Here is a 20,077-nt window from a genome sequence, read left to right on the forward strand (position 1 = left end):
CAAAATATGGTTCAGCCTTAGCCGTTCTTCAGTTCGACGTTGAGGCCGAGCGAACGCATTTCCTTGACAAGCACGTTGAAGCTTTCCGGAATGCCGGCTTCGAAGGTGTCGTCACCGCGGACAATGGCCTCATAGACCTTGGTCCGGCCGGCCACGTCATCCGACTTCACCGTCAGCATTTCCTGCAGCGTGTAAGCTGCACCGTAAGCTTCCAGCGCCCACACTTCCATCTCGCCGAAGCGCTGGCCACCGAACTGGGCCTTACCACCCAGCGGCTGCTGGGTCACAAGGCTGTACGGGCCGATGGAACGGGCGTGGATCTTGTCGTCCACCAGGTGGTGCAGTTTCAGCAGGTGCTTCACACCCACCGTCACCTTGCGGCGGAAAGGTTCACCGGTCTGACCGTCATAGAGCGTCGACTGGCCGGACGGATCGAAGCCCGCCTTCTCCAGCCAATGCGCCACATCAGGCTCACGGGCACCGTCGAAGACCGGGGTCGCGATCGGCACGCCGTTGGACAGGTTACGGCCCAGCTCGGCAATGTCGGCATCGGTTTCCGGCAATTCATCGCCTTCATAGACCCGATCCAGCTCGGACCGGAGACCGGCCGTGCTGCCATCACGCTGATAGGCCTCGTAAGCCTCGCCGATCTGCTTGCCGAGACCGCGGCAGGCCCAGCCCAGATGGGTTTCCAGGATCTGGCCGACATTCATGCGCGACGGCACGCCGAGCGGGTTGAGGACGATGTCCACCGCTTCGCCATTGGCCAGGAAGGGCATGTCCTCGATCGGGTTGATCTTGGAGATGACACCCTTGTTGCCGTGACGGCCGGCCATCTTGTCGCCCGGCTGAAGCTTGCGCTTCACGGCCACGAAGACCTTGACCATCTTCATCACGCCCGGCGGCATTTCATCGCCACGCTGAAGCTTGTCGACCTTGTCCTCGAAACGACGGTCGAGGCGGGCCTTGCTATCGTCATACTGCTTTTGCAGGGCTTCGACTTCGGCCATGGCCTTTTCATCGTCGAGGCCGATGCGCCACCAGCCGCTGCGCGGGGTCTCGTCGAGCGAATCCTGGGTCACCGGGCCCTTGGCAAAGCCGCGCGGTCCGGAGACCGCCGTCTTGCCGAGCAGGAGATCGCCGAGACGCTGGTAGATATTGCGCTCGAGAATGGCGAGCTCGTCATCCCGGTCCTTGCCGAGACGTTCGATCTCTTCACGCTCGATGGAGATCGCGCGCTCGTCCTTGTCGACACCATGACGGTTGAAGACGCGAACTTCCACGACCGTACCGGTGGCACCGGACGGCATGCGGAGCGAGGTATCGCGAACGTCGGACGCCTTCTCGCCGAAGATGGCGCGCAGAAGCTTTTCTTCCGGCGTCATCGGGCTCTCGCCCTTCGGCGTCACCTTGCCGACAAGAATGTCGCCGGCAGCGACTTCCGCACCAACCGCAACAATACCGGCTTCGTCGAGATTGCGCAGGGCCTCCTCGCCGACATTCGGGATGTCACGGGTGATCTCTTCCGGGCCGAGCTTGGTGTCACGGGCCGCAATCTCGAACTCTTCAAGGTGGATGGAGGTGAAGACGTCGTCGCGCACGATGCGCTCGGAGATCAGGATCGAGTCCTCGAAATTATAGCCATTCCACGGCATGAAGGCGACGACCACATTCCGGCCGAGAGCGAGCTCGCCGAGATCGGTTGACGGGCCGTCAGCAATGATGTCACCGGCATGGACCTGGTCACCCACGCGCACGATCGGGCGCTGGTTGATACAGGTCGACTGGTTCGATCGCTGGAATTTCGCGAGGCGGTAGATGTCGACGCCCGACTTGGCGGCATCGAGATCTTCCGTCGCCCGGATGACGATACGGGTCGCATCGACCTGTTCGATCACACCGGTCCGGCGGGCGGCGATCGCCGCACCGGAATCGCGCGCCACAATGCTTTCCATGCCGGTGCCGACGAGCGGTGCTTCCGCCTTCACGAGCGGAACGGCCTGGCGTTGCATGTTCGAGCCCATCAGGGCGCGGTTGGCGTCATCGTTTTCAAGGAAGGGAATGAGCGCGGCAGCGACCGAAACAACCTGTTTCGGCGACACGTCGATATATTCCACATCCTCGCGCGGCACGAGCGTCACATCACCGGCGATGCGGCAATTGACGAACTCATTGTCAAGCTCGCCATTCTCGCTGACATGCGCGTTCGCCTGGGCGATCGCGTAGCGCGACTCCTGCATGGCCGAGAGATAGTCCACCTGGTCGGTCAGCTTGCCGTTCTCGACCTTGCGATACGGGCTCTCGATGAAACCGTACTTGTTGACGCGGGCGAAGGTGGACAGCGAGTTGATCAGGCCGATATTCGGCCCTTCCGGCGTCTCGATCGGGCAGATCCGGCCGTAATGGGTCGGGTGCACGTCGCGGACTTCGAAACCGGCACGCTCGCGGGTCAGACCACCCGGGCCAAGCGCCGAGAGACGACGCTTGTGGGTGACTTCCGACAGCGGGTTGGTCTGGTCCATGAATTGCGACAGCTGCGAGGAGCCGAAGAATTCACGCACCGCAGCCGCAGCCGGCTTGGCGTTCACCAGGTCGTGCGGCATGACCGTCTCGATATCGACCGAGGACATGCGCTCCTTGATCGCGCGCTCCATGCGCAAGAGACCGATGCGGTACTGGTTTTCCATCAGCTCGCCGACCGAACGCACACGGCGGTTGCCGAGATTGTCGATATCGTCGATTTCACCACGGCCATCGCGCAGGTCGACCAGCGTCTTGAGGACCGCCAGAATGTCTTCCTTGCGCAGTGTGCGCATGTCATCCGGCGCATCCAGGTCGAGACGCATGTTCATTTTCACGCGACCGACGGCCGAGAGATCATAGCGTTCCGGATCGAAGAACAGGCCCTGGAACATGGCTTCCGCGGTTTCCGCCGTCGGCGGCTCACCCGGACGCATGACGCGGTAGATATCCACCAGCGCCTGCTCACGGCTGTCATTCTTGTCGGCCGCGAGGGTCGCACGGATATAGGGACCCACGCCGGTCGCCGGATCGATGTCGAGCAGGTTGAGTTCCTTGACGCCGGTATTCTTCAGCGTCTCGAGGATTTCCTCGCTCATTTCATCGCCGGCCTCGGCGAAGATCTCACCGGTTTCGACATTGACCATGTCATCCGCCAGATATCCGCCGAGCAGGTGCTCGTCGGAAACCAGCAGGGCGGCCAGCCCGTCTTCGGCAAACTTGTTGGCGGCACGGGCGGAGATTTTCTTGCCGGCCGGGGCGATGATGTCGCCCGTCTTGGCGTCGACCAGATCGCGCACCGGCTTCACACCGCGCCAGCGTTCCTTCACATACGGAACCGTCCAGCCCTTCTTGGAGCTCTTGTAGGTGACCGTGGAATAGAAGGTCGAGAGGATCTCTTCCTTGTCCAGGCCAAGCGCATACAGGAGCGTCGTCGCCGGCAGCTTGCGGCGACGGTCGAGACGCATGTGGACGACGTCCTTGGCATCGAACTCGAAATCGAGCCAGGAACCGCGATACGGAATGATGCGGGCGGCGAACAGATACTTGCCCGAGGCATGGGTCTTGCCACGGTCATGATCGAAGAAGACGCCCGGAGACCGGTGCATCTGGGAGACGATCACGCGCTCGGTACCGTTGACGACGAAGGTGCCCTTGTCCGTCATGAGCGGGATATCGCCCATGTAGACATCCTGCTCCTTGATGTCCTTGACCGAGCGGGCGCCGGTTTCCTCGTCCACATCAAACACGATGAGACGCATTTTCACCTTGAGTGGCGCGGCGAACGTCATGTCGCGCTGCTGGCACTCTTCCACGTCGAACTTCGGCGCTTCGAATTCGTAGGAAACGAAGTCGAGGACAGCCCGTTCGGCGAAATCCTTGACCGGGAAGACGGACTTGAAGACCGCCTGCATGCCGGTGTCGTCGCGCTCGGCGGCAGGCACCTCTTTCATCAGGAAGTGCTCGTATGAGCTCTTCTGGACTTCGATGAGATTCGGCATCGCAACAGTTTCCGGAATACGTCCGAAAGACTTGCGAATCCGCTTTTTGCCGGTGAACGACAGACCCATGTCGGCTCCCTTCGCAGACAGCACTGCGCATTTTGATGCGGGGATCGCCCCCGCGGCGCCGCTCCGGTCGGATCAGGCGTTTTACGGCCCGAACCAGTCAACAATCCCGCCTGGAACGACAGCGGCAGGATCGGGTATTCCAAAGACGGGCTAACGGACGCGCAGGATTGCCCCACGCGCCCGTAGCACCGTGTCAGTCACGCCGAAGCGAGACTATTTCAGCTCAACGCTGGCGCCAGCGGCTTCCAGCTTGGCCTTGATGTCTTCGGCCTCGGCCTTGGACGCGGCTTCCTTGACAGCTTTCGGAGCGCCTTCGACCAGGTCCTTGGCTTCCTTGAGGCCCAGGCCAGTGATGGCGCGGACTTCCTTGATGACGTTGATCTTCTTGTCACCGGCGCCGGTGAGGATCACGTCGAATTCCGTCTGCTCTTCAGCAGCCGGGGCATCGCCACCGCCGGCCGGACCGGCAACGGCGACAGCAGCAGCTGCCTTGATGCCTTTTTCTTCGAGAAGATCGTTGAGTTCCTTGGCTTCAAGGATGGTGAGGGCGAGAAGTTCGTCGCAGAGTTTAGCTACATCAGCCATTTGTTCAATTCCTTGTCGGTGTTCAGTGTGTCAGTTCGAAAGCGGAGAATGACGTGATCAGGCGTCGGCCTTCTCGCGGATGACATCGATTGCCCCCGCCAGACCTTGACCCGGTGCCATGAGGCGCTGGGCGACCTGGGAAGCCTGCCCCATGAGGCGGGCCGAGATGGTGGCAATAAGCTCTTCGCGGGACGGCATCTTGGAGAGCGTTTCGATGCCGGCGGCGTCGAACACATCCTCTTCCATGAAACCGCCGAGAATGACGAGCTTCTTGTTATCCTTGGCGTACTCGGTCATCACCTTGGGCGCGGCCACAAAGTCTTCCGAGTAAGCGATTGCCACCGGACCTGTGAACAGGTCAGCGGCGCCCTCACCCGGCTTGCCTTGCAGTGCGATTTTGGCGAGGCGGTTACGCACCACCCTGAACGTGCCACCCAGCTCGCGGAGCTTGGCGCGCAGTCCCGTCATTTCCGCAACGGTCATGCCCGTATACTGGGCAATTACCACGGATCCAGCATCCGTGAAGACGCCATTCAGCTCTTCAACGGTCGCTTCTTTTTGATTGCGATCCATTTTGCGGACTCCCTGTTTGAACCGTCCACCGTGGACGGCTCGGTGAAAACGCCATCACTGCGTCTTCCCCCTTGCGGGCTGGACGCCGTCATGACGCGTCCTGTCCCAGGGCTTGAACCGACAGACCTCAAACAAGGCCAGATCGATCTCGCTCTGTCTCACGCAGGGCCCGAATTGGATTAAAGAGGCACCTTTCGGCCCTCTCCCTGTGATCTCGGACAGGCCGGCCCCACTCACACAACGCGTGAATCGGACCGGAACAGCCCGGCCGGATAATCCGGTCCGGGCTGAAACTCAAGTCTTTTACGCCGAAAAGGCGCCAGACGTATCGATTTTGACACCGGGACCCATCGTCGAAGACAGGGCAATCCGGCGTACATAGGTGCCCTTGGCGCCCGACGGCTTGGCTTTCACGATCGCGTCAACCAGCGCCCGGATGTTCTCGGCCAGCGCGGCTTCGGTGAAGCTCGCCTTGCCGACACCGGCGTGAATGATACCGGCCTTCTCGACGCGGAACTCGACAGCACCGCCCTTGGAAGCGGCAACAGCCTTGGTGACATCCATGGTGACCGTGCCGACCTTCGGGTTCGGCATCATGCCGCGCGGGCCGAGCACCTTACCGAGACGACCGACCAGCGGCATCATGTCCGGGGTCGCGATGACCTTGTCGAAATTGATGTTGCCGCCGAGGATCTGCTCCATCAGGTCTTCCGCACCGACAACGTCGGCGCCGGCCTTGGTGGCCTCTTCAGCCTTCGGGCCCTTTGCGAAGACAGCAACCCGGACCGAGCGGCCCGTGCCGTTCGGCAGGTTGCAGACGCCGCGGACCATCTGGTCGGCATGGCGCGGGTCAACACCCAGATTGATGGCGAGCTCGATGGTCTCATCGAACTTGGCCTTGGCATTGGTTTTCACGTGAGCGACGGCATCGTCGATCGTGTACAGCGTGTCGCGATCAAAGGTCTCGCGCGCAGCCGAGAGGCGTTTTCCGAGTTTAGCCATGATCTTACTCCGTCACCTGCAGGCCCATGGAACGGGCGGAACCGGCGATGATCTTCGTCGCCTGGTCGAGGTCGTTCGCATTGAGGTCGGCGAATTTCGCTTCAGCAATCTCGCGGCACTGACCCAGCGAGACCGTACCGGCGATCGACTGGCTCGGCGTGCTCGACCCTTTTTGGATCTTCGCGGCTTTCTTCAGGTAGAAGCTGGCCGGCGGGGTCGCCGTGACGAAGGTGAAGGACTTGTCGGAGAAGACGGTGATGGTCGTCGGGATCGGCATCCCTTTTTCCATCTCCTGGGTCTTCGCGTTGAAGGCCTTGCAGAATTCCATGATGTTCACGCCGCGCTGACCCAGGGCCGGGCCGATCGGCGGGGACGGGTTTGCAGCGCCAGCAGGCACTTGCAGCTTGATATAGCCGGCAATTTTCTTGGCCATGTTCCCACTCCATAATTAAAGACGCGTCCATCGCGCCTTCGGGGGTTTGCGGTACGACCCGGCATGGACTTGGTGCCGGCATCTCCCGCAGTTACACGCTACTGGATCTTTTCGACCTGAGCGTATTCGAGCTCGACCGGGGTGGCCCGGCCGAAGATGTTGATGGCAACCTTCAGGCGGCCATGTTCGTCGTCCACTTCCTCGACAACACCGTTGAAGCTCTGGAAGTGACCGTCGATGACATTGACGGTTTCGCCGATCTCGTAGCTGACGGTCGGGCGCGGACGTTCCGCATCCTCTTCCATCTGGCCAAGGATCCGCTTGACCTCATTCTCGGAAACCGGGATCGGCTTCTTGCCCGAACCGAGAAAGCCGGTGACTTTCGGGGTCGAGGTGACGAGGTGATAGGCCTGGTCCGTCATGTCCATCTTCACGAGGACATAACCGGGGAAATACTTGCGCTCAGCATTGATCTTGCGACCCTTGCGAACCTCAACGACATCCTCGGTCGGAACCAGGATCTCTTCGAACTTGTCTTCCAGGCCCTGGATCGACGCTTCGATGCGGATCGCGTCAGCGACCTTCTTTTCGAAGTTCGAATAGGCATGCACGATGTACCATTTGGCAGACATACAGCCTCCTCCTTATCCGAGCGCGAGAATGAACTGGATGCTCGAGCTGATCACCCAGTCGACACCCCAGAAGAACAGCATGGCGATCAGGGACAGGATCAGCACAAGCACGGTTGACACCAGGGTCTCCTGGCGCGTCGTCCACGTTACCTTGCGGGCTTCCTGGCGCACCTGGGACAGGTACTGGAAAGGACCAGCCCCCTTCTTCTTGGGCGCTGCCGTGTCAGCCTTCGCCTTGGCAGGCGTGGTATTTTTCGCGTTCCGCGTCATTCAAGTCCATCTGGCCCGCTCGGGCCCTCTATTCAAGAGGCGGAGCGCATCACGCGCAACCACCTGAAATTCAATACGGCCTGGCAGGGGCGGAGGGACTCGAACCCCCGACCCTCGGTTTTGGAGACCGATGCTCTACCAACTGAGCTACACCCCTAGGACCGAGCGCGGGATATCACGATGGCCGGGCCACCGCCACATCCGAAGCGCAGCTGTCTACACTGCCCTTACAGCAATGCAAACAGGTGACTGCAAAAAAAGGGCGGCAGCCCGAAAGCCGCCGCCCCTCATCTGGTTTGAACGAACGCTTAGAAGCGCATGTTCACACCGACCGTGAAGACGCGACCGAACACGTCATACATGGACGGGAAGGTGTTGCCGCTGTTGAACGTGGTCGTACCGGTATCGTTACCGATGATCGGCGGCAGTTCAGCGAACACGTTGTCGATCGAAGCGCGGAACGTCACGCCGTCATTCAGCTCGTAGGAGCCGGAGAGATCGAAGTAGTCGTAGGCGTCGATCGAGCGGAAGTCCGCAAAGATCGCAGCCGCCTCGACCGGTTCGATTTCCATCTCGCCAATGTGACGCCACAGGACAGAGACGCTGTAAGGACCGTTGTTCCAGGTCGTGCGCTGGATCCAGCGAACTTCCGGGGTCGGGTTACAGGACGTGCCGTAGTAGCCGATACACTCGATAACCGGCGAGGTATCTGCGGACTGGTTCTCCTGGGTCAGGTACCAGTTCATGTTGAAGGAGAACTGGAGATCGCCCATGTCGCCCAGGCCGTAGCCGGTGGACGCAGCGAACTCGACGCCTTCAGCACGAGCGTATTTGAGGTTGGTCGTGAACAGGTTCACGCCAGCGCCCGTCGTACCCAGGTTACCGGCAATACGATTGATGCCGGAACAGGCAGCAAGATCACCCAGCACGTAGCAGTTGTTCAGGGCTTCGTTGGCCGAGAACGTGCCGATCGTGTCGGTGATGTTGATGTCGTAATAGTCCAGCGACAGGGTCGTGTTGTTGAAGCTTCCACCCAGGAAGTCCGGCTGCCAGACCACACCGAAGGTCGTGGTGCGGCCGGTTTCCGGCTCCGGCGGGTTGAGCGGGTCGGTACCGGTGAAGGTATTGACCTGACCGGAAACAATATCCGGAACCAGACCGACAAGTGGTGCCGGAACGCCCGAGGCAACGCAGAGCGCCGTCAGAGCCGCGTCGATATTGGCCACATTGGCGGACGAACACGGATCCAGCGTCGCATTGCTCAGACCGGTCGTGACCGGCGAACCCAGCTCGGCCACGTTCGGGGCGCGGACAGCCTGCTGCTCCATGTAGCGGAAGCGGAGGGTGTCGGACACCTGCCAGCTGACGCCAGCTTTCCACGTGTCATTGCCACCGGTCGGATCATAGTGAGCGTAACGCCAGCCGAGTTCCAGGGAGAGGTCCTGGAAGATGCCGCGATCCTGGATCAGCGGAACATTGGCCTCGAAGAAGGCTTCCTGCACCGAGAAGGAGCTGGCGATCGGGAGACGGTTACCGCCCGCACCACCAAGGCACGAAGCCGGCGGCGTTTTCCAGCACTCGTCCGGCGTGGTCGAACCAAGCTCGTCACGATACTCGGCGCCGAGCACGAGGTAGGCCGGCTGCGCAGCCAGCGGCGACTGGAAGGCCGTCGGGCCGGTCGTCACTGCCGAGAACACGTTCTGGACATAGTTGCGCTGCTCGATGGCGGTCGCCGAAGAATAGGCAGCCATTTCCGGCGTGATCGTGCCGAAACCACCGAAGACATTGAGCGGCACACAACCGTTCGTGATCGTTCCGCCAACCGTTTCACACTGCGTCGCGCTGACCGTGTTGAGAGCGGTGCGGATGTTGGTGATGTTGGTGTAGCCGGCGGAGGTGTTCGTCCGGTCGGTTTCGCCACGCTGGTAGTAGACGTCATAGGTCCAGTTCTCGGTGAACGGCAGATCGCCGCGCAGGCCGAGGGTGAACTGGAACTGGTTCTGGTCGTACTGGGTCGAACGCTCACCAAGCTCGAGCGTACGACGGCGAACCGGCACATTGATCGAGTCATTGACGTCAAACACGCCATTATTGTTGTTGTCGATCACGCCAGCGAGATCCAGCGTCACGGCCGGGTTGGCCGCGATGAAGGCGTTGACTTCACTGACAATCTGAGCGGCGTTCGCAGACCAGAACGGGTTCTGGAGCGGGATTTCCATGCGGGTACCGAAGATACCGGACGGAGCAACCTGCTGACGAACATTCGTGGCGGAGTACAGCGCACGACCGTAGACTTCAGCGTTGTCGTTGATCTCGTAACGCGCCAGGGCGGCAGACGAGAAACGCTCACGCGGGGTCTGGTAGTAGTTGAACGGGTTGAAGTTGAAGCGCGAGCAACGCGGCCCGAGCGAACCGTCATTGCGGTACTGAAGCGTACCCGACACGAAATCGAACGCCGTCGGCATCGACGTGGTCGAACCCGACTGATCGGCCGCGACAGCGCCAGGCGCCGTACAATCCGCTGCCGGAGCAGCGCCCGCAGCGTCGACACCAAGGCCCGCACCGGTTTCGGAATCGACACCGAAGATGCCGTAATCGCGATCACCGAAGCGAACAGCTTCACGGTCCGTGTGGTTCATCGCGAGGACGACATTACCGCGGCCGCCATCCATTTCGGCGCCCATCATTACGGAGATGTCGTACTGCTGACCGTCATTGGACTCGGTCTGCGAGTAGTTGAGGTCAGCCTCAAAGCCCGCGAAATCATCCTGCATGATGAAGTTCACGGCGCCGGCCATGGCATCAGAACCGTAAACGGCCGAGGCACCACCGGTGACCACATCAACGCGATCGAGCAGGATCATCGGGATGGTTGCGACGTCCACACGACCATTGATGTCGTAAGGAACCATGCGCTTGCCATCGATCAGGATCAGCGTGCGGTTGGTGCCCAGGTTACGCAGGTTCACGGTCGACGCACCGGCCGTACCGTTGTTGACGTTCTGGCCGTCACCCGGGACGGTCAGGGGCAGATCGCGGAAAACCCGCTCAATATCCGGCGTCTGCTGAACATCGAGTTCTTCCTGGCCGATCGACGTGACCGGGCTGACTGAGACGACATTCGGCGCCTGGATACGAGTACCGGTAACGATGATGATATCGTTCTCGTCCTGAGCCATCGCCGGCGCCGCAAACGCGAGGCCGCCGATAAGCGTGCTCGCCATCAGGCAAGCCTTCATTGTTCTGGATCTCACTCTCTTTTTCCCTCCGAGGTAAGAAATATGGTAAAAGCGAAAAACGGCCGCTTGCTGGCGGACCGGGCTCCCCTCCCACGCGAAATCAGTCAGATTTCACTGTCCCGACTCTACCGCCGCCCCGCGAAGGCCGTCAATCAACTGGCCCCGGAACCGCACAGGCTCCTCTGGTATTTTACAGAACTGTTGCAATTCCGCCTCATACATTAAAATCTAGACACAATTCAAAACCTTCTGTCCTTTGCGGCAATTGGAACCCACCCGCCTCTGCTGCAATCAAAGCCCGTCGCCATCTGGAAGCGGGTGTTGCCGGAGGGACGGCCGGCGACCCTGCGCTGCTCTCATCCGGCCGTCAGGTGATTCCTTACAGAAACGGCGCGCCCCGTCGGGGCGCGCCGTTCAATTGCATCAATGTGAGGTCCGTCGACCCGCTCATTTTCGCGACGATCCCGGCACCGCCGGATTCCTGCGACGGTCGGGCCGACCGGTTTGCCTCGCAGCCTACTCGATGATTTTCGAGACGACGCCGGCGCCGACGGTGCGGCCGCCTTCACGGATAGCGAAGCGGAGCTTCTCTTCCATGGCGATCGGCACGATCAGCTCGACATTCATTTCGACATTGTCGCCCGGCATCACCATTTCCGTGCCTTCGTTCAGCGTCACGACGCCGGTGACGTCGGTCGTGCGGAAGTAGAATTGCGGACGGTAATTGGTGAAGAACGGGGTGTGACGGCCGCCCTCTTCCTTCGTCAGGATATAGGCTTCTGCCACAAACTTCTTGTGCGGGGTGATCGAGCCCGGCTTGGCCAGAACCTGGCCACGCTCGACACCTTCACGGTCCACGCCGCGCAGCAGCACGCCGACATTGTCGCCGGCCTGGCCCTGGTCGAGCAGCTTGCGGAACATTTCAACGCCGGTGCAGGTCGTCTTCGAGGTGTCACGGACACCCACGATTTCGATCTCTTCACCAACCTTCACGACACCACGCTCGATACGGCCGGTCACAACCGTGCCGCGGCCCGAGATCGAGAACACGTCCTCGATCGGCATCAGGAAGGGCTGGTCGATCGGACGCTCCGGCGTCGGGATGTATTCGTCGACAGCCGCCATCAGCTCAAGGATCTTGTCCTTGCCGATGTGATCGTCGCGCTTCTCGACAGCCGCCAGAGCCGAACCCGCCACGATCGGCAGATCGTCGCCCGGGAACTCGTAGGAGGACAGAAGTTCGCGAACTTCCATCTCGACCAGCTCGAGCAGCTCTTCATCGTCAACCTGGTCAACCTTGTTCAGGAAGACAACAAGGGCCGGAACGCCAACCTGGCGCGCCAGAAGAATGTGCTCGCGGGTCTGCGGCATCGGGCCGTCAGCCGCGTTCACAACCAGGATAGCGCCGTCCATCTGCGCCGCACCCGTGATCATGTTCTTCACATAGTCAGCGTGGCCCGGGCAATCAACGTGGGCGTAGTGACGGTTGGCCGTCTCGTATTCAACGTGAGCCGTCGAAATCGTGATACCGCGCGCCTTCTCTTCCGGCGCACTGTCAATCTCGTCATAACCCTTTGCGACACCGCCGGATGATTCCGCCAGTACCATCGTGATCGCAGCCGTCAGCGTCGTCTTGCCATGGTCAACGTGACCAATCGTGCCGATGTTCGCGTGCGGCTTGGTGCGCTCAAACTTTTCCTTCGCCATCGATCTTCACCTCTACAGCGCCGATCTGGAGACGAATGGCCGATCGACATGGTGGTTGATTACATGGGAGTGCAGGGCACACCCGGTTGGGGATGGCGCCTGATACACAAGGTCAGACCGGCAAGGCAAGCCCGAATGCAGACCGCCGTTCAAGACATTAGCCAAAAGGTGCCGGATCGGCGCCTGCACGCCGCCAACCCTGCCGAACCGGTGGCCGGCCCCGCCCCGGCTCGGCATTCTCGTTTTCGCCGTCTGTGACGCCGAAAATCTCGAAATCATCGAGCCGGGCTGAAATAGGTCTTTTGAATCAAGTAAATCCAATTCACCACCGTCGCTTTTTCCTTGCTTTCGGCGATTGGCGCTGCCTAGGCTTTTTGCGACAGAAATGAAAAACAAGGCGATGCGTCATGTCACTGGTCAGCGCGATCCGGCCCGAACAGGATAGCCGCAAAGGGGCGGCGCCTCATATCACCGGCATTGCCCACAGCCTTGCCTCGCAGCGTCGCGATTCGGTCGAGATTGACGTCGAGCTGGGGCGATCGCCAGGCTGGCTGGAACGGCTCAGCGGGGTCCGCTCGCGCACCGTTGCCGGGCCGGACGACAGCCAGGAGGCGATGGCCTGCCGCGCGGCCGGCGCCGCCCTCGATGCCGCCGGCATGACGATTGAGGATATCGACCTGCTCCTGTTTGGCGCGGCCGTCGGCCGCCAGCCCATTCCCGCCACGGCGCCCCTGGTCAAGCGCGGGCTCGGCGGCGCCCATCTCGCTTTCCCGGCCTATGATGTGAATGCGACCTGCCTGAGCGCCCTCACGGCGCTCGACATCGCCGCCCTGCAGATCGCCGCCGGGCGCGCCCGCACTGTACTCGTCGTGACCTCGGAGATCGCCTCGCGCGCCCTGCCCTGGGAAACCGATCCCAAGACGGCCGGCCTGTTCGGCGATGGCGCGGCCGCGCTTGTCCTGGGTGCCGGTCCGCCGCAAGCGGTCGCCGTCCCGGGCGTCTCCCTGCGCTTTCGCGATTTCCTGATGGAAACCCATGCCGAGGCCTATGATTGCTGTTCGCTGGCTTCGGGCGGCACACGCTTCGACTTTCACCGGGCGCCCGAAGCGTTCGCCGCCCATGCCCTGTTCCGGATGGACGGACCCGAATTGTTCCGGCTCTCCGCCGCGAAACTGCCCGCCTTCATCGACCGACTGCTCGACCGCCTTGGCTGGCGCCATGACGAGGTCGACCTGGTCATTCCCCACCAGGCCTCGCCGCTCGCCCTCGCCCATATGGCCAAGCGCAGCGGGTTTTCCGGCGACCGGATCTACAACCATGTCGCGACGACCGGCAACCTGATCGCCGCCTCGCTGCCGGTCGCCCTCTCCTGCGCCCTTCAGGAAGGGCGGGTCGGACCGGGGATGAAGCTGCTGATGATCGGCACCTCGGCCGGAGTCTCGCTCGGCGGGGCCGGACTGGAAAGCTGAGCCATGCGGGTACTTGTCACCGGTGCGACCGGCTTTCTCGGCCATCATCTCGTGCGCGCCCTGCTGGCGCGCGGCGATACGGTCATCGCGCTGGGCCGCAATCCGGCGCAACTCGCCGCGCTTGCCGGGCGCGGCTGCGAGACCCTCGCCCATGATCTGGCGGCGGGAGCCCCGCGCGTGGACGGCCCGCTCGACGCCTGCATCCATGCTGCTGCCCTGTCGAGCCCCTGGGGCTCCGAGCAAGCCTTCCGGCAGGCCAATGTCGACGGCACCCGCCATGTCCTCGCGACGGCGCGCGCGACCGGGGTGCGCCGCTTCGTGCATATTTCCTCCCCCAGCGTCTATTTCCGCTTTGCCGACCAGCTCGCCGTCCCCGAGGACCTGCCCCTGCCCGACCCGGTCAATGCCTATGCGCGAACCAAGCGGATCGCCGAGACGCTCGTCCTGGACGCCACCGATCTCGATCCGGTGATCCTGCGCCCGCGCGGGCTTTACGGCGCCGGCGACACGGCCCTCCTGCCCCGCCTCATGCGTGCCGCAGCGCGCGGTCCGCTTCCGCTGATGCGCGAGGGCAGCGCGATGACCGATCTCACCCATGTCGAGGATGTCGTCAGCGCCTGTCTGGCAGCGCTTGGTGCCGCGCCGGCGCCGGACCGGCGCGTCTTCAACATCTCGGGCGGCCAGCCGATGGCCATTCGGCAGATCGTCGAAGCCGCCGCGGCGCGACAGGGGGTTTCGGTGCGCTGGCGATCGCTGCCGGTTCCGTTCGTCCTGGCGGCGGCCCGGATGGCGGAAGCGGCCTGCGCGATCCTGCCCGGCCGGCCCGAGCCGCCGGTAACGGCCTATGGTGTCGGCCTGTTTGCCTACAGTCAGACGCTCGACCTGACTGCCGCCCGCGACCGGCTGGGCTGGCAGCCGCAGATCGATTTCGAGGCCGGACTGGACCGCACCTTCGCCGGGATGGCGGCATGATCGAAGCCCTGGACTTCCCCAACTCGGCAACGGTCCGGGCACCGGAATTCCTGGTGCTGCAAGGCGGCCGGCGCCGCATGCTGGACATACCGGTCCGTTATGGTGTTTTCCGGCACACCAAGGTCGGCACCTGTCTCATCGACACCGGCTACTCGGCGCGCGTCACAGGCGGGACCCGGTCGCTGGCATTGCGGATCTACAATGCCCTTTTGCGACCAAGGCTGACCGACCAGGCCCTGCCCGGCGCCCGACCCGACGCCTCGACCATCATCCTGACCCACCTGCATGCCGACCACATTGCCGCGCTCCGCGACTATCCCGGCGCCCGCATCCTCGCCGACCGAACAGCCCTCGAACACTATCTCGCGATGGGGTCGAGGCGGCTGCGTCATGGCGTGTTCGCGGAACTGCTGCCCGACAATGTCCTCGAGCGCGTCGAGGACATCCATGACCTGCGACAGGCCCGGGCGCCGCTCGGGCTGGGGCCGGGCCGCGATGTATTTGGTGATGGCAGTGTCCTGGCGGTGCCGCTGCCGGGCCATATGCGCGGTCATGTCGGCCTGTGTTTTGCGCGTTTCGACCCGCCGCTGCTCTACGCCGCCGATGCACAATGGCTGCATCGGGCCGTCATGGAAGACCGCCTGCCCGGCCCGCCGGCCGCCTGGGTGTATGACGATGCGGCCACCACACGCGACAGCGCCCGGCGCATTCGCGCCTTCGTCGAAAAGGGCGGCCAAGTCGTCTATTGCCACGATCCGGATATCCCCGCTGATCTGCCGCAGGGTCACACCTGATGGTGGGCCCCGCCCTGCCGGCCGCCGCCGCGATAATGGCCGCCTATGCCCGTGCTCGCTGGCTGGCCGGCACGCTGACCACGCGCGCGCGGATCGACGCCTGGCAGCAGCGCCGCCTGCGCGACTTCCTCAACCGCCGCATCACCGCCGTCGAGGCTTACAAAGACCGGGCCGGACAGCCACTCGACGCCTATCCGCAGGTCGACAAGGCGACGATGATGGCGCGCTTTGAGGCCTACAACACGCTGCGCCTCGACGCCCCCACCGCCCGATCTGCCTGGCAGGCCGGCGAGGCGCCCGCGGGTTTTGCAGTCGGTGCCAGCACGGGCACCAGCGGCAATCGCGGCTATTACGTGATTTCGGACGCGGAACGTCATGCCTGGCTGGGAGTGATCCTGGCGCGCGGCTTGCCGGGATTCTGGCGTCAGCGCCTGCGCCTCGCCGTCCTGCTGCCCGCCAATAGCCGCCTCTATGATGCCGCCAATGAAAGCGGCCGCCTGGCCCTGCGCTTCTTTGATCTCAATGACGGCGTCGAGACCCAGGCCGCAGCGGTCGAGGCCTGGCTGCCGGACGTGCTGATCGCCCCGCCGAAAGTCCTGCGCCTGCTCGCCGGGCGCGACAGCAAGCTGGCGCCTTCCCATGTCTTCTCAGGCGCCGAAGTGCTCGACCCGCTCGACCGGGCGATGATCGAGGCACGCTTCGCCGTCACCGTGCGCGAGATCTACATGGCAACGGAAGGCCTGTTCGCCGTTGCCTGCCCGCTCGGGCGCCTTCACTTGCTGGAAGACCACCTCCTGTTTGAGTGGGAGGCCGTGCCCGGTGACGCCATGTTGAAATCACCGGTCATCACCGACTTCACCCGGCGCCAGCAGATCATGTTGCGCTATCGGATGAATGACCTTCTCGAGCTGGACGGAAGCCCCTGCCCCTGCGGTTCAGCCTTCACCACAGTGCGTTCGGTCGCGGGGCGGCTGGACGACGTCTTCCAGCTGGCCGGTAGCGGTTCCGGCCATGTCGCGATCACGCCTGACGTGATCCGCAACGCCGTTGTCGATGCCAGCCCCCATATCCACGATTTCCGCGTCACCCAGACGGCGCCGGACCGGGTCGAACTGCGGTTGCCGCGCGATTGCGCCGGGATTCTCGATCTCGCCCGAGACAGTCTCGCCGCACGCTTCAGGCATCTGGGAGCCCGGGTCGAACTGGCAGCCCGGCTTGACGATCTGCCACCGCCCGGCCCGGGCAAATTGCGTCGCGTCTGCCGGACCTGCCGATGAAGATTTCGATCCAGACCCTCGGCACACTCGGCGATGTCATGCCCTATCTTGCGCTATCAAAAGCGCTCGCGGAACGCGGTCATCAAGTCACCGTGCTGGCTCCGCGCGACTACACAACCATCATCCGGGGGCACGGGCTGACCGCCGCCACGCCGCCGGACTTTTCAGTCGGCGAGTGGATGGCCCGCTCCGGCGTGCGCGGCACGCTGCGCGGTCCGGTCAATTTCTTTCGCGACTGGCCGGTCATGATCCGCCCCCATATCGAGGATGTACTGACCCGCTCACTGGACGCGGCTCGCGGGGCCGGCCTCGTCCTCGCCAATCCGGTTGCCATGCCGGCCCGCATCGCGGCGGAACATCACCGTTTGCCCTTCATGCTGATGGCCCTGCAGCCGGTCCTGACCCCCGGCGGCGCGCTGCCCTGCGCCATGATTGCCCGTCGCGACATGGGCGGCTGGCTCAACCGGGCCAGCTATCTGGCCGTTACGGCCTCGCTGGCCGGGCTGGGCGTCGCGCTGGCGAGCGCGCGCCGGCGGCTGGTGTCGCGGCCACGCCCCGGCCTTGCCGACCTGTCGCGCCATCTCGGCGAGCCGCTGCCCCGCATAACCGCCCTGCCCGCCATCCTCGATATCCGGCAGCCCGCCGAATGGGACAGTGCAAGCCGCCTGGTCGCCTATCCGCCGCTTCGATCCGGCAGCACGCCTCTGCCGGATGATCTGGTCGGCTTCCTCGCGGCCGGACCGCCACCGGTCCATCTCGGCCTCGGCTCGATGCAGGTCAGTGGCGGAGCGGCGAAACTCGCACTCTGGCTGGACCGGCTGGAGGCGGCGGGGCAGCGTGCCGTCATCGCGGCGGGCCTGGCCCAACGTCCACCCGGATCATTCGGGCGCCATCACGTCTGCGGACAGGTCCCGCACGACCGGCTCTTTGCGCAGTGCCGGGCGGTCATTCATCACGGCGGGGCGGGCACGCTGGATACGGCAGCGCGCGCGGGCTGCCCGCAAATCATCCTGCCGCACGTGCTCGACCAGTTCTGGAATGCGACCATGCTGGCCCGGACAGGGGTCGCGCCGCCGCCGCCGAAACGGACCCTCGACGCAGGCGAGATCGACCGCTTGCTCGCCTTCGCCCTGTCGCCGCGGACACGCGATACAGCGCGGCAGCGACGCGATGAACTCGCGGCGCATGAGGCGGACCTTCCCGCCGCCGCGCTCATTGCTGATCTTGTCGAGGCCCACGCCGGGAACCGAACTGCCAGCGCCCGATAAGCAGACCCGCTATCACGACACCATTCCCGCCGAACAGGATGAGGACGGCATGCTCGGCGAGGAAATGGCCGAGATCGAAGCCGGCAGCCCCGACACCCGCCGCGAGCAACCAGCCATAGAGCACGAACTGCCCGACCCCCAGGAAGACGCCGATCAGGGAGCCCAGGGTGAACCGCAACCAGGATACGCGCAGGCTCCCGGCGAGTGCCGGTGTGATCCAGGCCACCGGTCCGAGCAGCCGGCTCGCCGCAACGAAAACCAGGGTCCGCCCTTGCAGCCCGCGATGCGCACGCCGATAGGCCGACCGGCGCCGCGCCGTGGCCAGTGCCAGCCGGCGCAGCGGCGTAGCGGCCCGCCTGCCCAGCTCGTAGCCGATCTGGTCGGCGACCAGGGCGCCGGCGAAAACCGCCATGACAGGCCACACCGTCCCCGCGTCGTGCAGCAGAGTGCCGGCCAACACGAAAAAGACTTCGCCGAACACGAAAAGACAGGGGCCCGGCAAGGCGTCGAGAAGCGCGCCCAGAAACAGGCTGGCAAGCAACCAAGTCTCGGACGTGTCAGCAAGAATCCCGATCATGATCCAACCATAAGCTCACACCGACGCCGGTGATAGCGCGCAATGGACTGTCTGGCTTGGACTGTCAGGCTTGGGATGTGATGGGGAAGGTTGGAGCGGGTAGTCGGGATCGAACCGGCATCCTCAGCTTGGAAGGCTGCTGCACTACCATTGTGCTATACCCGCGGGACCTCAGGGATCGCGATCTTTCTAGCCGCAAGCCGAGACGAGGTCGAGGGGGGTGTTGCACGTCCGATGCAGCCTCCCGGCTGTTTCACAGGGCGATCGGAAACAAGCGCGGAGCAGATCTGGCGAGCCCCCGGAAGCGCCGCCATGGCACGCTTCGGTCCTGTCGCTTTCAGGCCCGCGCCGCCGTGTCCATCAGGGCAATGCCCGGTCGCATGGATGGCGAGAGCTCGACCCGGTTCCGACCACTCCGTTTGGCGCGGTACAGACACTGGTCGGCCTGTTCGAGAAGCTCGGTCACCGTCAGTGCCGGCAGTCCTTCAGCCAGGCCGAAACTCGCGGTCGGGCGGACCTGGCCGCGGCCTTCGACGTCAATCACGATAGCCGCGATCGCCTCACGCATGCGCTCCGCCAGTCGCACGGCGAGATCGCCGGTTGCGCCGGGCAGGATCACGATGAATTCCTCCCCCCCCGATCCGCCCCAGCGAATCCGCAGGACGAAGGACAGACCTCACGGCCCGAACGACCTCGATAAGCACCCGGTCGCCCGCGAGGTGGCCATAGCTGTCATTGACCCGTTTGAAGTGGTCGAGGTCAAACACCACCAGCGCGAAGGCTTGCCCGTCTTCGCGACACCGCTCGACACAGGCCGCGAGAATCCTGTCGACAGAGGCGCGATTGGCGGCGCCTGTCAGGGCGTCGGTCGCCGCACGCTCCCGGAAATGATCCGTCGCGGCCTCGGCGGCACGCTTGGCGCGATCAAGCCGTCGGGCAGCATTGATCATCTCGCTGCGGAAGATCGTCGCGCCAACGAACACGAATATGGCGGTGCCGCCCAATGCCGCGAGCAAGGTCACGCCATAGCTCATGACGGACTGTGCATCCGCCTGCGAGGACTGCAGAACACACCAGGTGTAGATCGACAGGGTCGCCACGAGATAGGTCAACCCGGTGCGCCAGCCAACAGCCAGCGCGAAGGTCATGATGCCCGGGATCATCAGGATATTGCTTGGCGTAATCAGC

General features: G+C 63.5%; 17 protein-coding genes and 2 tRNA genes. 5 read left to right on the forward strand and 14 right to left on the reverse strand.

Features of this window, described 5'->3' with window-relative positions; all coding sequences use genetic code 11:
• Positions 1–17: 17 nt before the first annotated feature.
• The 10 genes from rpoB to tuf form a co-directional block, all read right to left on the reverse strand.
• Positions 18–4,091 (reverse strand): DNA-directed RNA polymerase subunit beta, encoded by a 4,074-nt coding sequence (gene rpoB / locus QZZ02_RS11250; RefSeq protein ID WP_291844551.1) that lies wholly within the window; start codon positions 4,089–4,091, stop codon positions 18–20.
• 213 nt (positions 4,092–4,304) lie between these two features.
• Positions 4,305–4,676, reverse strand: coding sequence for a 50S ribosomal protein L7/L12 (rplL, locus tag QZZ02_RS11255; RefSeq protein WP_291844552.1), 372 nt, complete (start codon positions 4,674–4,676; stop codon positions 4,305–4,307).
• 57 nt (positions 4,677–4,733) lie between these two features.
• Positions 4,734–5,249: a 50S ribosomal protein L10 gene (gene rplJ, locus QZZ02_RS11260; RefSeq protein WP_291844553.1), complete on the reverse strand. Its 516-nt coding sequence runs from the start codon at positions 5,247–5,249 to the stop codon at positions 4,734–4,736.
• Positions 5,250–5,552: 303 nt separating this feature from the next.
• Positions 5,553–6,251, reverse strand: coding sequence for a 50S ribosomal protein L1 (gene rplA, locus QZZ02_RS11265; RefSeq protein WP_291844554.1), 699 nt, complete (start codon positions 6,249–6,251; stop codon positions 5,553–5,555).
• A gap of 4 nt (positions 6,252–6,255) precedes the next feature.
• Positions 6,256–6,684, reverse strand: coding sequence for a 50S ribosomal protein L11 (gene rplK / locus QZZ02_RS11270; RefSeq protein WP_291844556.1), 429 nt, complete (start codon positions 6,682–6,684; stop codon positions 6,256–6,258).
• Positions 6,685–6,782: 98 nt separating this feature from the next.
• A complete protein-coding gene (gene nusG / locus QZZ02_RS11275) occupies positions 6,783–7,316 on the reverse strand; it encodes a transcription termination/antitermination protein NusG (protein WP_291844557.1) in 534 nt (177 codons plus the stop codon).
• A 12-nt stretch (positions 7,317–7,328) separates the two neighbouring features.
• A complete protein-coding gene (gene secE / locus QZZ02_RS11280; RefSeq protein WP_291844558.1) occupies positions 7,329–7,586 on the reverse strand; it encodes a preprotein translocase subunit SecE in 258 nt (85 codons plus the stop codon).
• Between the two features lie 81 nt (positions 7,587–7,667).
• Positions 7,668–7,743 (reverse strand) — tRNA-Trp (locus QZZ02_RS11285).
• Between the two features lie 151 nt (positions 7,744–7,894).
• On the reverse strand, positions 7,895–10,810 hold the full coding sequence (locus QZZ02_RS11290) for a TonB-dependent receptor (protein WP_291844560.1): 2,916 nt from the start codon (positions 10,808–10,810) through the stop codon (positions 7,895–7,897).
• 531 nt (positions 10,811–11,341) lie between these two features.
• Positions 11,342–12,532 carry an elongation factor Tu gene (gene tuf / locus QZZ02_RS11295; protein WP_291844543.1) on the reverse strand — a complete coding sequence of 397 codons (1,191 nt, stop codon included), beginning with the start codon at positions 12,530–12,532 and terminating at the stop codon, positions 11,342–11,344.
• A 407-nt stretch (positions 12,533–12,939) separates the two neighbouring features.
• Between tuf and QZZ02_RS11300 the strand changes: the two genes are divergently transcribed.
• The 5 genes from QZZ02_RS11300 to QZZ02_RS11320 are packed head-to-tail and all read left to right on the forward strand — an operon-like array spanning position 12,940 to position 18,312.
• Positions 12,940–14,001, forward strand: a complete 1,062-nt coding sequence (locus tag QZZ02_RS11300) for a 3-oxoacyl-[acyl-carrier-protein] synthase III C-terminal domain-containing protein (RefSeq protein ID WP_291844561.1) — start codon at positions 12,940–12,942, stop codon at positions 13,999–14,001.
• A 3-nt stretch (positions 14,002–14,004) separates the two neighbouring features.
• Positions 14,005–14,973: an NAD(P)-dependent oxidoreductase gene (locus tag QZZ02_RS11305; protein ID WP_291844562.1), complete on the forward strand. Its 969-nt coding sequence runs from the start codon at positions 14,005–14,007 to the stop codon at positions 14,971–14,973.
• The gene (locus tag QZZ02_RS11310) at positions 14,970–15,767 is read left to right on the forward strand and encodes an MBL fold metallo-hydrolase (RefSeq protein ID WP_291844563.1); all 798 of its coding nucleotides are present in this window, start codon (positions 14,970–14,972) and stop codon (positions 15,765–15,767) included. The genes QZZ02_RS11305 and QZZ02_RS11310 overlap by 4 nt, the downstream gene beginning before the upstream one ends.
• Complete coding sequence (locus tag QZZ02_RS11315; RefSeq protein WP_291844565.1) at positions 15,767–17,044, forward strand: hypothetical protein; 1,278 nt, start codon at positions 15,767–15,769, stop codon at positions 17,042–17,044. The genes QZZ02_RS11310 and QZZ02_RS11315 overlap by 1 nt, the downstream gene beginning before the upstream one ends.
• Positions 17,041–18,312: a glycosyltransferase gene (locus QZZ02_RS11320; protein WP_291844566.1), complete on the forward strand. Its 1,272-nt coding sequence runs from the start codon at positions 17,041–17,043 to the stop codon at positions 18,310–18,312. Before QZZ02_RS11315 ends, QZZ02_RS11320 begins: the two co-directional genes overlap by 4 nt.
• On the opposite strand, the gene QZZ02_RS11325 is transcribed toward QZZ02_RS11320, so the two are convergent.
• The 4 genes from QZZ02_RS11325 to QZZ02_RS11340 form a co-directional block, all read right to left on the reverse strand.
• The gene (locus QZZ02_RS11325) at positions 18,257–18,889 is read right to left on the reverse strand and encodes a VTT domain-containing protein (RefSeq protein WP_291844568.1); all 633 of its coding nucleotides are present in this window, start codon (positions 18,887–18,889) and stop codon (positions 18,257–18,259) included. The genes QZZ02_RS11320 and QZZ02_RS11325 overlap by 56 nt on opposite strands.
• A 91-nt stretch (positions 18,890–18,980) precedes the next feature.
• A tRNA-Gly gene (locus tag QZZ02_RS11330) sits at positions 18,981–19,054 on the reverse strand.
• Between the two features lie 172 nt (positions 19,055–19,226).
• Positions 19,227–19,508, reverse strand: a complete 282-nt coding sequence (locus QZZ02_RS11335; protein ID WP_366511531.1) for a diguanylate cyclase — start codon at positions 19,506–19,508, stop codon at positions 19,227–19,229.
• A partial coding sequence (locus tag QZZ02_RS11340) for a GGDEF domain-containing protein (RefSeq protein ID WP_291844569.1) occupies positions 19,450–20,077 on the reverse strand: 628 nt, incomplete at its 5' end. The genes QZZ02_RS11335 and QZZ02_RS11340, both read right to left, overlap by 59 nt.

The sequence above is a fragment of the Maricaulis sp. genome (assembly GCF_015665295.1).
Taxonomy (GTDB): Bacteria; Pseudomonadota; Alphaproteobacteria; order Caulobacterales; family Maricaulaceae; genus Maricaulis.